Here is a 13,638-nt window from a genome sequence, read left to right as displayed (position 1 = left end):
GCAACTCCTGAAAGCAATACAGTGGATCGAAAGTTGCCAGGCATGCGGTTCAAAGTGCCAATAATCTTCGCGCCATATCCTGCGCATTATCGGCAGCCGTTGAATCACCCATCACCAGAGCAACGGTAATGGCGCCATCGATCAGGATCAGCAGTTGTGCGGCCTGCCGCTCCGGGTCGGGGGTGCCATGTGCGTGACATAACTCGAGTGCGTACTCGAACAGTTTGCGTTTGTGGGCCTTGGCCAACAGGCGCACCGGGTCTTGCGCGTTGCCGGTCTCGCCACTGGTATTGATAAAGGCACAGCCGCGGAAATCCGCCGAGCCGAACCAGCTTTTCAATGCGCTGAACAGCGCCAGCAGGCGCTCGCCACTGTCGTTGCTGCGCTCCACGTGCGTGCGCAGCCAGTGCATCCAGCGTTCGTCGCGGCGCTGCAGGGCGGCAATCACCAGTTCATCCTTGTTGGCGAAATAGCGGTAGATGCTCTTTCTCGAGACGCCGGCGGTTTTCACCAGCAAGTCCATGCCGGTGGCCGCGATGCCATGGCGATAAATCAGCTTCTCGGTAACGTCGAGAATGATGTCGCGTGTTTCATTAGAGGTCATATCGTTCATGACTTAAACAGTAGAACGATCGTTCTTCTTGGTCAAGGAGCTTTTTCGGTTAGCGCTGACGAGACCTGAGCATCCTCATGGTGTAAGCTTTGGGCCTCTTCGGATTCGACCCTTTGCGAGCCTTATGCCGTCGTTCTTCAAACGCTCCCTGTTGCCCAAACTGCGCGGTTTCCCAGTGTCCACCGAGGCCATCGAGGTGCTGTCCGGCGCCGCTGCCTATCGGCGTTGCCTGCTGGAGAAAATCCCGCAGGCCACCCGGCGCATCTACATCGTTGCGTTGTACTTGCAGCAGGATGAAGCGGGGCAGGAGATCTACGACGCACTGCACGCCGCCAAGGCCGCACGGCCGGAGTTGGACATCGTGGTGATGGTCGACTGGCTGCGCGCCCAGCGTGGGCTGATTGGCGCGGGCAAGCAGCCGGGCAACAGCGCCTGGTACCAGGCCATGACCCAGAGCCATACCACTGAAGTGCCGGTATACGGCGTGCCGGTGCAAACCCGCGAATTGTTCGGCGTATTGCACCTCAAGGGCTTTGTGATCGACGACACGGTGTTGTACAGCGGCGCCAGCCTGAACAATGTGTACCTGCACAAGTTCGACAAGTACCGCTTCGACCGTTATCACCTGATCCACAGCCAGCCGCTGGCCGATTCCATGCAGCACCTGGTGGAGCATGGCCTGGTGGCGTCCAAGGCGGTGCATCGCCTCGACCTGCCCAACCCGCCCACCACCCGCAGCCTGCGCAACGACATCGGTGACCTGCGCAGCCGCCTCAAGCATGCGACGTACGACACCAGTGCCGGGCAGTTGCCCAACGGGCACTTGCAGGTCAGCCCGCTGCTCGGTGTGGGCAAGAACAACCCGCTCAGCCGGGTGATCCTGGAACTGATCGCCAGTGCCCAGCAGCAACTGACGATCTGCACGCCGTATTTCAACCTGCCGTTGCCGGTGACTCGAGAGATCAACCGGGCTCTGGCGCGCGGCGTGAAGATCGACATCATCGTCGGCGACAAGACCGCCAACGACTTCTACATTCCGCCCAGCGAACCTTTCAAGGTGATCGCAGCCTTGCCTTATCTGTATGAGATCAGCCTGCGTCGCTTTGCCAAGCGCCACCAGCCGATGATCGACAGCGGCCAGTTGAACCTGCACCTGTGGCGTGACGGTGACCACAGCTACCACCTCAAGGGCATGTGGGTCGACGAGCGTTACACCTTGCTGACCGGCAACAACCTCAACCCCAGGGCTTTTCGGCTCGACCTGGAAAACGCCTTGCTGATCGACGATCCCAAGGGCGAATGGCTGGCGCCGCGAGCGCAGGAGCTGGCGCATATTTTCCAGCACGCCACGCGCATTGCCGGTTACCAGCAATTGCAGACGCTGGTAGATTATCCGGCGGCGGTGGGCAAGTTCCTGCGGCGGGTGAGCAGGGTGCGTATCGAGCGGTTGCTGTACCGGATTCTGTAAACTCACCCGGCCCATAAAAAAACACCCAGGCTCCCCACGGGGCCTGGGTGTTTTTTTGCGCAGGCGGCCTGGCTCAGGCCCGATTAGTTCAGGCCCAACTTGCCGCGCAGCATCGACAGGTCTTCGGCCAGGGTGTTGACCGGGCCCACCAGGGCCTTGCGGTCGTTATCCTTGACCTTATCGTAGGTCTGAAACCCGCCATCCGGGGTCTTGTACTTGGCGAGGATCTTGTCCACGGTGGCAAAGTTCTTGTCGACCTTGGCCAGGAATGCCTTGTCTTGCTTTTCGATCTGGCCACGGAACAGGTCAACGATTTTCTTCGCACCGTCGATATTGCCCTGGAAGTCATACAGGTCGGTGTGGCTGTAGCGGTCTTCTTCGCCGGAAATCTTGGTGGCGGCCACTTCTTCAAGCAGCGCTGCGGCACCGCCGACGACTTTTTCCGGTGGGAAAGTCAGGCCGTCCACGCGGGTCTTGAGGTCCAGCACGTCGCTGTTGAGCTTGTCGGTGAGGGCGTCGAGGCCCTGGGTGGTGTTCTCGGAAAACAGGCTGTATTCGATGCGGTGAAAGCCGGTGAAGTCTTCAGCCTTCACGCCTTTTTCGTGGTCGTCGACCCGTGAGTCGATGGAGGCGTCGAGGTCGCTGAACAGCTCGGCAATCGGTTCGATGGACTCATAGTGCACCCGCGTCGGCGCGTAGAGTTTTTTCGCGGTGGCCAGGTCGCCTTTTTTCACGGCGGCGGTGAAGGCCTGGGTCTGGGTGACCAGTTCACCGATCTCTTCGGTGACGTAGATCTTGTAGTCGGACACCGGCCCTACCAGGTCCAGTGGTGCCGTGGCAGCGAACGCGGCCAGTGGCGAAAGGGTGATCAGCAACGACAACGCGAGGGTCGACTTTTTCATGGGACGGTATCCGCTCTGAGTTTGTTTTAGGTGTTGGCAGCAGTTTGAAGGGGCGTTGCCGCGAGCAGCGAGCGCCCGATGAAGTCCTCAGCGCCCGTGACGCCCGGCAAGGTAAAGAAATAGCCGCCGCCGACCGGCTTGAGGTATTCCTCCAGGGGCTCGCCGTTGAGTCGGGTTTGCACGCTGATAAAGCCTTGCTCCAGGTCAGCCTGGTAGCAGATGAACAACAGCCCCATGTCCAGCTGACCGTTTTTATTCACACCGTTGGAGTAGTTGAACGGCCGGCGCAGGATCAGGTTGGCCTGGGTCTGGGGCGTGCGCGGGTTGGCCAGGCGGATGTGCGCATCGAGCTTGGTCAACTTGCCTTCCGGGTCCTTGCTGTAATCGGGCACCTGGGACTCTTTGTCGCCTCCCATCGGCGCGCCGGTGGGTTTGACGCGGCCAATGATGCTTTCCTGTTCCTGCAGAGGGGTACGGTCCCAGCGCTCGACGAAGTTGCGGATGATGCGCACCGCCTGGTAGCTGCCATGGGCGGCCCAGGCCGGTTCGTCGCTGCCGGGCTGGACCCAGACGATGCGGTCCATGGCCTTGGCGTCGTTTGAGTCGGGGTTGGCCGAGCCGTCACGAAAGCCCAGGAAGTTGCGCGCACTTTGCGCAGGCTCGCCGGGTTTGGCCGGCGCCTGGGGCGGTACGCTGCCTTCCTGTTTCCAGCGCACCAGCAACAGGTCCGGCAGGTTCTTCACGATGTCGCGCAGGGCGTGGATATTGGTGTCCGGTGTATTGGAGCTGAACTGCAGGCTGAGGTCGCCGTGACACTGTGCCGGCTCCAGCGCATCGTTGGGAAAGCCGACCATGCGAATCAGGCGCTTGGGTTTGGCTGCAGCGAGGCCGAAGCGCTCATCGAACAACGACTCGCCGACGGACACCGTGATGGTCAGGTTATCCGGGGTGACCACCGGGCCGAGGATGCCGGAGTCGGTGGGCGGCAGTTTCGGGTCGACCTGCGGCACGGTGCCGCCGCTCATCAGGAACGCGATGCGCTCGTTCAAGGTGCGAAATAGACGCTCCAGGTCTTCGCGGTCGCCGGCCAGCACGTCGAAGGCCACCACCATGCCGCAGGCCGGGCGCGGGGTGACGATCCCGCTCTGGTGCCGGCCGAAGAACGCGTGGTGGTCCTGGGTCTTGTCGCTGCGCGGCGCGGTAGTAACTTGTTCGGCGGCCGCAGCCATGGCCGGGCAGGTCAGGGTGCTGCCGGCAATGGCCGCGCCGGTGGCCGCCATGCCGAGCAGGACACGGCGACGCTGAAGGTTGAATTGTTGGGGATCACTCATGTGTGCGTTCGTCTCACTGCAGGCCGGAAAGGCCGAGGGCGGGGTCGATTCCATCGAGTGCGGCGGCCAGTGCCTTGGCCTTGTCGGCGATCTGCTTGCGCTGATCGGCCGTGACGCTGTCGTACGTGCTGTAGCGGCTGCCGACTTTGAAACCGGCCAGTTCGGCATCCAATTGCGCCAGTGCGCTGTCGATGGTCGGCAGCAGGTCGGCCGCCGACTGGGTCAACAGTGGGCGCATCAGGTCGACCACTTTGTGCGCCACCTGCAGGTTGGCCGCGAAACCGTTGAGGTCGATATGGCTGTAGCGTTCTTCTTCACCGCTGGCGGCACGGACATCGGCGAGGCTGTTGAGGTTGCGCACCACGATGCTCACCAGTTGCTCCGGCGGCAGCGATTGCGCGAGCAGCTGTTGCCGGAGCGTGGTGACGTCGTCGACCAAACGCTGCGCAACGGGCGCCAGGCCATCGAGGCTGCGCTGCTGGAACAGGCTGTATTCCAGGCGGTGGAAGCCGCTGAAGGCCGGGTCCTGCTCGCGCTTTTCGAAGTAGTCGGCGCGGGCGTTGATCGCGTTGTCCAGCTCGGCCAAACGTTGCGAGGCCGGCGCCAGGCGTTGGTAGGCCTCGCGGGCCGGTACGTACAAGGCCTGGGCCTGGGCGAGGTCGCCCGCAGCAATCGCCTGCTGCAACGCCGTCACAGCCTTGACCAGTGCACTGCCTTGGCCGCTCAGGTACACACGGAACTCCGACAGCGGCCCGATAAACGCCACCATCGACGGCTTGGCCTTGGCCTGGGCGTCGGATTCAGCCGTGGGCGTCACATGCAAGGTGCCGCGCGGGTTACTCAGCAGGCCGCAGGTGATGGCGTAGTCGCCGGGCAGCAGGTTGGCGTTGATCATCTGGCTCAAGCCTGGGGCAATATTCTCCCGCTCTTCGACGACCAGCACGCCGTCGAGGATTTCCCATTCCACCGCGCGATCAGAGCGGTTGATGATGCGAAAGCTCGCGCGCCCGGCCGGCACCGTCAGAGCGTTGGGCTCGCAGGCGTGGCCGTGGATGGTCACCGCGATTTCATTGTGGTTGGCCTGGCGCTTGCCGGCGGCCAGCTGCGAGGCGTAATAGAACAGGCCGCCGGCGGCGATCATCACGACCACCGAGCCGGCCAGGGCCCAGCGCAGCGCGCGGGCCGGCGGGGCCGGTTGAGGAGTTGGGCTGGACAAGGGACGGTCCTTACTGGCTGGAGACGGAAGAAGTGGGCGTGACAGGCTTGGCGGACGGCGCGGGCAGGAAGAACATCACCAGCGCCACCACCAGGTAAATCAGATAAGCGCCGAGCGTGCTGACGGTCGGTGCTTCCTGATAGCCGAACATACCGGCGAGCACTGAGCCGAGCGGGCTGTCCATCGGCAGCGCGGCGCTGAAATCGAACAGCACGGTTTGCAGGTGATTCCACACGCCCGCTTCATGCAGGGCCTGCACCGAGTTGGCGAGGATGCCGGCCGCCACCACGAGAATGAACAGCCCGGTCCAGCGGAAAAACGCGCCGAGGTTCAGGCGCATGCTGCCGGAATAGATCAAAAAGCCTACGACAATCGCGAGGATCAGGCCGAGCAGGGCGCCCATCGGCGCGCCGGGGCCTTCGCTCTGCTGGAACACGGCGAGCAGAAAGAACACCGTTTCCAGGCCTTCGCGGGCTACCGCGAAAAACACCATGGCGATCAGCGCAAACACTTGATGCCGGGAGCCGGCCAAGGCATGGTCAAGGGACTCATGCAGCGAATGCTTGATGGAGCGCGCCACCTTGCGCATCCAGAACACCATGGAACTGAGGATGCCCACCGCGACCAGTCCGACGATGCCTTCGAACAATTCCTGCTGTTTCTGCGGGAATTCGGCGCTGACCAGTTCCAGCCCACCGCCCACCAGCAAGGACAGGGCAGCAGCGAGAAATACACCGATCCACACGGCGGGCATCCACTGGCCGCGCCCGGTCTGTTGCAGGTAACTGGCGATGATGCCAACGATCAACGCCGCCTCAATGCCTTCGCGCAGCATGATTAAAAAAGGAACGAGCATCGGGCACCACGGCGTAACTAGATAGGAAGCTAAGTTGTAACATAATGATACTCATTGCTAAACAAGAAATATTGACCTTTGCTGAACCTCGGCTGAACGGTGGTGGCGAAGCGCAACCGCCCTTATGATGCAGGCCACCTGGTTTGCAGTCGGACAACTCAACATCCCATGTCGGAAAAAGACACCATCTCCATCCACCTCGTGCGCGAAGCCTTGCTGCAAAGCTGTGCGCCTGGTGCGGGCACTGTCGAGGCATTGAGCAAAGTCGGGATTGATCCTGCGTTGCTTGAGCAGCCCAATGCCCGTGTCCCGGCCACGGCCTATGCGCGCCTGTGGCGTTTGCTGGCGCGGCGCAGGGATGACGAGTTTTTTGGCATGGACCCGCGCAAGCTCAAAAGCGGCAGCCTGGCGTTTCTGTGCCGCGCCGCCATGGCACAACCGAGCCTGATGGCCGGCCTGGAAACCGGGTTGGGTTTTCTGTCGCTGATGCTCGAGCGCATGCCTGCCCAGTTGGTGCGTCAACAGAGCCTGGCGGAGATCGTTCTGCTTGAGCCCGAGCCTGAGCCCAAGCGCGCGTTCACCTATTTCACCTATTGGATGATCGTGCACGGCGTTGCCTGCTGGCTGGCCGGGCGGCGCATTCCGATCCTGGCCATCGAACTGCGCTGCGGCCGTCCGGATTTTTGTGATGATTACCAGGTGATGTTTTCCGACAACCTGCGTTTTGATCGCCCACGCACCCGCATGATCTTTTCCGCCGACTGCCTGGACCTGCCGATCAAGCGCAGCCCGCAGGAGCTCCAACGTTTTCTCGCCCATGCACCGGCTAACATCCTGGTCAAATACCGCGATCCCGAAAGGCTCGCCACGCGCATCAAGCACGACCTTCGGCAGATGCCTCCCGACACCTGGCCGGAAACGGAGGGCCTGGCAGCCACCTTGTGCATCTCCGCCTCCACCTTGCGCCGCCGCCTGGCAGAAGAAGGGCAGACTTATCAGGGCCTCAAGGACAGCGTGCGCAAGGAGCTGGCAGTTGTATGGCTGGCAGAGCCGCAGATCAGCTTTACCGAGATTGCCGAGCGACTGGGGTTTGCCGATGCCAGTTCTTTCTATAAGGCGTTCCGTAAATGGTCGGGGTCGAATCCGGGGCATTATCGGAGTTTGATTCTGAATGAGATAACGCCTGGAATGTAGCGCCGGTGCGGGACTAGGAAGCAACTTACAGTTTCTTTCACTTGGGTATGACAGAGCCTTCCTTATTGTTTTTAGGAAGCGGCTGGCATATCCGGAATAAAAAATCGTGCACAGTTTTAACCGTGATCCTACTCGGTAGATGGGTGAAGTCGGACGATTCAGGCCGTACGGGTCGCGTTATTAACTGTGAGGGTTTTGCTGGATACCCATTAAAGCGTGGTGTGATGACCTTCATATGTTACGTCTCCAATCAATAACTTGATGGTGAACTTATGAATCGTTTCGTTGCGTTACCCTTTGCTGCGTTGATGCTGGCCTCGGTTCAGGCGTCGGCACTGTGCTTGAATATCTCGGAGAGTTTTAGCGGAACAATAGAGCCTGGAGAGCATGGAGTCGCTAATGGACCCTTCCAGATAACGGGAGCTAATGGCTGTTCCAATGCAAATATAGATGCGATGGTCTCTGCCGGCGGTGCCGGAAGGGCGCCTCAAATCTACATTGATCAACAAATAGGGAATTCATGGAAAGTAGTAGCGGGTAATCCCTTATCAGCAAGTGCATCTTGGCTGGGAGCCCTTGGTACTTATCGAGTTAGGCTTCATAATCCTGATGAGGTGCCAAAGTCCTACGCTGGCACTGTCAGATACGGCCGCTGATCCCTGGCAAATCGTAGTGTGCCAGGATCTCTGGCACACTACGGCGGGTGTCTGCTGACTCCAATTCAGGCACGCTCCTCGACCAAGAGATCACCCTTTGAAGAGTTCACGAAATACGCCAGCGCATTAAGTGCGCGGTTAGCGTCCACCATGCCTTGTATATACTCAGGGATGCCCTGCGAGCGACCAACATCAGGGTTGCTCTTAACAAAATTCAGGTAGTCATCCAGCTTCTCATCAAACAAGGCGATCGCGTTGAACTTTACATGGGTATTTGTTTGACGCCCGTCGACGTCAAATGCACCGTCTCCCAATGTGAACATACCAAAAGCGTTTTCATCGATTATCTTGCTATCGAACAACCGCCGCCCCACCTGCTTAAGCTCATCGGTGCTGATAGACGTCATATCATACTTCTTCAAAAACGCTTTCAAATCCGCCAGTTCGTCTTGCTGCCACATTCGCAGTTCGTCAACGGCGTTTGACTCCTCCGTAATGGTGAACGCATTCGTGACCTTTTCCGGGTTCTTGATGACGACCGCATCCGTCTGTTTGGAAAGTACATTAGGTATTGTCACTCTCATGTCCATGTTCGTCTCCTTATAGGATGAAGGGTACGTCCAGTTATCGACCTCTTTTGAATGATATTTAAGTCATTTGGAAATTTGGGAAGTGTCTGACGGATAAGGATTACCAACAGGCGGAAACCGTTTGACTCACTGATAACCGGGCAAAAAAAAGCCCCGCGACCGAATGGATCGCAGGGCTAAAAATTGGCTGGATGCGACCAACCAAAGGAGCTCTTTACATCACTTGTTGCCGGCGACCACCGTGTCCGGCTGCCAGCCGCCACCCAACGCCTTGTAGATCGCCACTATGCCGCGATACAGGTCCACTTCGGCCTGGGCCTGGGCGTCTTCGGCGGCCAGGCGTTCGCGTTGGGCGTCGAGCAACACCAGGAAGTCCACGGTGCCTTCGCGGTAGCGGATCGCGGCGAGGTCGGCGGCGGCGCGGCTGGATTCGCTTTGGCGGATCAGCGAGACCAGGCGTTGCTGGCGCTTGCCGTAGTCGCTGAAAGCGTTTTCGGATTCTTCCAGGGCCAGCAGCACTTGCTGCTCATATGTTGCCAGGGCGCCTTCGGCTTCGGCATTCGCACCGCGCAAGCGGGCGCGCACGCTGCCCAGGTCGAATGCGGCCCAGGTGATGCTCGGGCCCAGGGACCAGGCATTCGCGGCGGCCGAACCGATCTGCGAGCCGCGCCCGGCGGTGAAGCCGAGGAAGCCGCTAAGGCTGACCCGTGGAAACAGGTCGGCCTTGGCTACGCCGATCCGCGCGGTGGCGGCGGCCAGTTTGCGTTCGGCGCTGAGGATGTCCGGGCGTCGTTGCAGCAGTTGCCCCGGATCGCCGATCGGTAATGCCTTGGCAATCGCCGGCAGGTCTTTGGGGCTCAGGTCCACGCTCAGTTTGTCCGGGCGCTGGCCGAGGAGGGTGGCGATGCGGTTACGCTCGCGCACTTGCTCGGCCTGCAGTTGCGGCACGCTGGCTTCCACCGCTGCCAGGCGCGCATCGGCACGTTCCACGTCAAGCTGATCACCCACACCGGCATCGCGCAGGCTCACGGTGATGGAGCGCGAGTCCTGCTGGTTCTTCAGGTTGTCCAGGGCGATGCGTTCTCGCAGTTGCGCACCGCGCAGTTGGCCGTAGGCGTCCACCAGTTCGGCAATCATGCTGACTTGCAGTTGGTACAGGTCGGCTTCGGCCACTTGTTGGTCGGCGTCGCTGGCTTCCAGGTTGCGGCGGATGCGCCCGAACAGGTCGACTTCCCAGGCCATGTCCAGGCCCAGGTCATAGCGCTCGCTGTTGACACGTTTGGTGGTCTGGCCCGGAATCTGGCCTTTGCCCACTTCACTGCTGGCGCGGGAGGTGACCACCGGCATGATGTCGTTGGCCGCGTCATCGCGAATCGCACGTGCCGCCCGCAGGCGGGCAAACGCTACGCGTAAATCACGGTTGCCGCTCAACGACTGGGTCACCAGTTGGTTAAGCGTCGGGTCTTCGAACTGCTGCCACCAGATGCCTTCGTATTTGGCGTGGTCGTAGCTTTTGCTGTCGGCGGCGGCCGTGATATTGGCCGCCTCCAGTTGTTGGGTCTTGTAGTCCGGGCCTACGGCACAGGCGGCGAGCGCCAGTACCAGCAGGCTCGGCAGGAATATTTTCACACTCATTGCTGTGTCTCCAGCTTCAAGGCCTTGGCCGCTTTGCGCGCTTCCTGGCGCTCCACATAACGCCGGATCAGTACGTAGAACACGGGCGTCAGCAACAGACCGAAGAAGGTCACCCCGATCATCCCGGAGAACACCGCCACACCCATGGCATGGCGCATCTCGGCACCAGCACCGCTGGACAGCACCAGCGGCACCACCCCCATGATGAAGGCGAAGGAAGTCATCAGGATCGGCCGCAGACGCAGGCGGCAGGCTTCCAGTACCGCAGCCAGCGGGTCGAGGCCTTCCTGCTGTTTATCCTTGGCAAACTCGACGATCAGGATCGCGTTCTTGCAGGCCAGGCCCACCAGTACGATCAGGCCGATCTGGGTGAAGATGTTGTTGTCGCTGCCCGAGAGAATCACCCCGGTGATGGCCGACAGCAGCGTCATCGGTACGATCAGGATCACCGCCAGCGGCAGGCTCCAGCTTTCGTATTGGGCGGCCAGTACCAGGAACGCCAGCAGTACGCAGAGCGGGAACACGAACAGCGCGGTATTGCCCGAGAGGATTTGCTGATAGGTCAGGTCGGTCCACTCATAGGTCATGCCGTTGGGCAGTTCATCTTTCAACAGCTTTTCAATGGCTATCTGGGCCTGGCCGGAGCTGTAGCCCGGTGCGGCGTTGCCGTTGATTTCAGCGGTGATAAAGCCGTTGTAGTGCATCACGCGGTCGGGGCCCGAGGTGTCGCTGACTTTGATAAAGGTCGCCAGCGGGATCATCTCGCCCTTGTTGTTACGCACTTTCAACTGGCCGATCTGGTCGGCGTCCTGGCGGAACTGCTGCTCGGCCTGCACGTTGACTTGATAGGTGCGTCCGAAGCGGTTGAAGTCGTTGGCATACAACGAGCCCAGGTAGACCTGCAGCGTGTCGAAGATGTCGCTGATCGCCACGCCATGGGTCTTGGCCTTTTCACGGTCGATGGCCGCGTCGACTTGCGGCACGTTCACCGTGTAGCTGGTGAACAGGCCGAACAGCTCGGGCACGTTGTGGCTCTTGGCGATGACGTTCTGCACTTCTTTGTACAGCTCGTCATAGCCGAGGTTGCCACGGTCTTCGATCTGCAGGCGGAACCCGCCGATGGTGCCCAGGCCTTGTACCGGCGGCGGCGGGAAGATCGCCATGTAGGCTTCTTCGATATTGGCGTATTGACCGTTCAGTGCACCGGCAATCGCACCGGCGGACATGCTCGCGTCCTTACGCTCGTCGAAGGGTTTCAAGGTCACGAACACGATGCCGCTGTTGGGGCTGTTGGTGAAACCGTTGATCGACAGGCCGGGGAAGGCAATCGCAGCTTCCACGCCAGGTTGTTTCAGGGCGATCTCCGACATGCGCTTCATCACGCTTTCGGTGCGATCAAGGCTTGCAGCGTCGGGCAGTTGGGCGAAGGCCACCAGGTATTGCTTGTCCTGGGCCGGGACGAAACCGGTCGGGGTGTGGGCAAAACCGAAGAATGTCAGCACCATCAGGCCGGCGTACACGAACAGGGCAATGCCGCTGCCGCGAATCACTCGGCGGACGGTCCCCACGTAGCCATGGCTGGCCTTTTCGAAGAAGCGGTTGAACGGACGGAACAACCAGCCGCCGAAAATCTTGTCGAGGAACCTGGAGAAACGATCCTTCGGCGCATCGTGGGCCCGCAGCAACACGGCGGCCAGGGCAGGCGACAGCGTCAGCGAGTTGAACGCCGAGATCACTGTCGAGATGGCAATGGTCAAGGCGAACTGTTTGTAGAACTGTCCGGTCAAGCCGCTGATAAAGGCGGCCGGGATGAACACCGCGCACAGCACCAGCGCCGTGGCGATGATCGGGCCGGTCACTTCGCTCATGGCCTTTTCAGTGGCCGGGAACGGCTCCAGGCCCAGCTCGATATTACGCTCGACGTTCTCCACCACCACGATGGCATCGTCCACCACGATCCCGATGGCCAGTACCAGGCCGAACAGGGACAGCGCGTTGAGCGAGAAGCCGAACAGGTGCATCACCGCAAACGTACCGATCAGGGAGACCGGGACCGCCACCAGCGGAATGATCGAGGCGCGCCAGGTCTGCAGGAACAGGATCACCACCAGCACGACCAGGATCAGTGCTTCGAACAGGGTATGCACCACCGCTTCGATGGAGCCGCGCACAAAGATCGTCGGGTCATAGGCGATGCGGTAGTCCATCCCCGCCGGAAAGCTCTTTTTCAGCTCGGCCATTTTCGCGCGTACATCATTGGAGATGTCGATGGCGTTGGAACCGGGTCGCTGGAAAATCGGAATCGCCACGGCCGGCTGGTTATCGATCAACGAGCGCAGCGCGTATTGGCTGGAGCCCAGCTCGACCCGGGCGATGTCCTTGAGCCGCGTGATTTCACCGTTGGCGCCGGCGCGAATCACAATGTTCTCGAACTCTTCCTCGGTGACCAGGCGACCTTGGGTATTGACCGACAACTGGAAGCTGGTGGCACTCGGCGCAGGCTGCGCGCCCAGGGCACCGGCGGCCACTTGACGGTTCTGCTCGCGAATCGCCGTGACCACATCGGTCGCGGTCAGGTTGCGCGAAGCGGTCTTGTTCGGGTCCAGCCACACGCGCAGGGAATAGTCGCCCATGCCGAACAACTGCACGTCGCCGACGCCGCCCAGGCGGGCCAGCTCATCCTTGATATTGAGGATCGCGTAGTTGGACAGGTACAGCATGTCGTAACGCTGATCCGGGGAGGTCAAGTGCACCACCATGGTCAGGTCGGGAGAGGCCTTGTCCACGGTGATACCGATGCGTGTCACTTCCTCGGGCAGTTTTGGCTGGGTGCGCGTCACCCGGTTTTGCACCTGCACCTGCGCGTTGTCCAAGTCAGTGCCCAGGGCGAAGGTGATGGTCAGGGTGAGCTTGCCGTCGGCGGTCGACTGCGAGGACATGTACAGCATGTTCTCGACGCCGGTAATGGCTTGCTCCAGCGGCGCCGCCACGGTTTCGCCGATGACTTTGGGGTTCGCACCCGGGAAGTTGGCGCGTACCACCACGGTCGGCGGCACCACTTCCGGGTATTCACTGATCGGCAGCTGGAACAGCGAGATGGCGCCGGCGATCAGGATCAACAGCGACAGCACCGCTGCGAAGATCGGCCGCGATATGAAGAACTTGGAAAAATTCATC

Annotated in this window: 10 protein-coding genes; 2 read left to right on the top strand and 8 right to left on the bottom strand. The window is 60.7% G+C overall.

Features of this window, described 5'->3' with window-relative positions; all coding sequences use genetic code 11:
- Nucleotides 1-49: 49 nt before the first annotated feature.
- Nucleotides 50-613, bottom strand: coding sequence for a TetR/AcrR family transcriptional regulator (locus tag J1G34_RS12410; protein ID WP_122561848.1), 564 nt, complete (start codon nucleotides 611-613; stop codon nucleotides 50-52).
- Nucleotides 614-737: 124 nt separating this feature from the next.
- Here J1G34_RS12410 and pssA point away from each other — a divergent pair, with 124 nt between their 5' ends.
- The gene (pssA, locus tag J1G34_RS12405; RefSeq protein ID WP_122462947.1) at nucleotides 738-2,081 is read left to right on the top strand and encodes a CDP-diacylglycerol--serine O-phosphatidyltransferase; all 1,344 of its coding nucleotides are present in this window, start codon (nucleotides 738-740) and stop codon (nucleotides 2,079-2,081) included.
- An 83-nt stretch (nucleotides 2,082-2,164) separates the two neighbouring features.
- Here pssA and efeO (J1G34_RS12400) read toward each other — a convergent pair whose 3' ends face one another.
- The 4 genes from efeO (J1G34_RS12400) to efeU are packed head-to-tail and all read right to left on the bottom strand — an operon-like array spanning nucleotide 2,165 to nucleotide 6,386.
- Nucleotides 2,165-2,983 (bottom strand): iron uptake system protein EfeO, encoded by an 819-nt coding sequence (gene efeO / locus J1G34_RS12400; protein WP_065884616.1) that lies wholly within the window; start codon nucleotides 2,981-2,983, stop codon nucleotides 2,165-2,167.
- Between the two features lie 26 nt (nucleotides 2,984-3,009).
- A complete protein-coding gene (efeB, locus tag J1G34_RS12395) occupies nucleotides 3,010-4,314 on the bottom strand; it encodes an iron uptake transporter deferrochelatase/peroxidase subunit (RefSeq protein WP_065893318.1) in 1,305 nt (434 codons plus the stop codon).
- Between the two features lie 13 nt (nucleotides 4,315-4,327).
- Complete coding sequence (gene efeO, locus J1G34_RS12390) at nucleotides 4,328-5,530, bottom strand: iron uptake system protein EfeO (RefSeq protein WP_222994125.1); 1,203 nt, start codon at nucleotides 5,528-5,530, stop codon at nucleotides 4,328-4,330.
- A gap of 10 nt (nucleotides 5,531-5,540) precedes the next feature.
- Nucleotides 5,541-6,386 (bottom strand): iron uptake transporter permease EfeU, encoded by an 846-nt coding sequence (efeU, locus tag J1G34_RS12385; protein ID WP_065884619.1) that lies wholly within the window; start codon nucleotides 6,384-6,386, stop codon nucleotides 5,541-5,543.
- Between the two features lie 168 nt (nucleotides 6,387-6,554).
- On the opposite strand from efeU, the gene J1G34_RS12380 reads away from it, so the two are divergent.
- Complete coding sequence (locus tag J1G34_RS12380; RefSeq protein WP_222994124.1) at nucleotides 6,555-7,580, top strand: AraC family transcriptional regulator; 1,026 nt, start codon at nucleotides 6,555-6,557, stop codon at nucleotides 7,578-7,580.
- Between the two features lie 721 nt (nucleotides 7,581-8,301).
- Here J1G34_RS12380 and J1G34_RS12375 read toward each other — a convergent pair.
- The 3 genes from J1G34_RS12375 to J1G34_RS12365 form a co-directional block, all read right to left on the bottom strand.
- Nucleotides 8,302-8,826: a hypothetical protein gene (locus J1G34_RS12375; protein WP_222994123.1), complete on the bottom strand. Its 525-nt coding sequence runs from the start codon at nucleotides 8,824-8,826 to the stop codon at nucleotides 8,302-8,304.
- A 219-nt stretch (nucleotides 8,827-9,045) separates the two neighbouring features.
- The gene (locus tag J1G34_RS12370) at nucleotides 9,046-10,461 is read right to left on the bottom strand and encodes an efflux transporter outer membrane subunit (protein ID WP_065896904.1); all 1,416 of its coding nucleotides are present in this window, start codon (nucleotides 10,459-10,461) and stop codon (nucleotides 9,046-9,048) included.
- Nucleotides 10,458-13,637, bottom strand: coding sequence for an efflux RND transporter permease subunit (locus J1G34_RS12365; protein WP_065893313.1), 3,180 nt, complete (start codon nucleotides 13,635-13,637; stop codon nucleotides 10,458-10,460). Before J1G34_RS12365 ends, J1G34_RS12370 begins: the two co-directional genes overlap by 4 nt.
- Between the last annotated feature and the right edge of the window lies 1 nt (nucleotide 13,638).

It is taken from the genome of Pseudomonas sp. Wu6 (genome assembly GCF_019891515.1).
Lineage (GTDB): Bacteria > Pseudomonadota > Gammaproteobacteria > Pseudomonadales > Pseudomonadaceae > Aquipseudomonas > Aquipseudomonas orientalis_A.
This window is presented reverse-complemented; position numbering and strand designations above follow the sequence as displayed.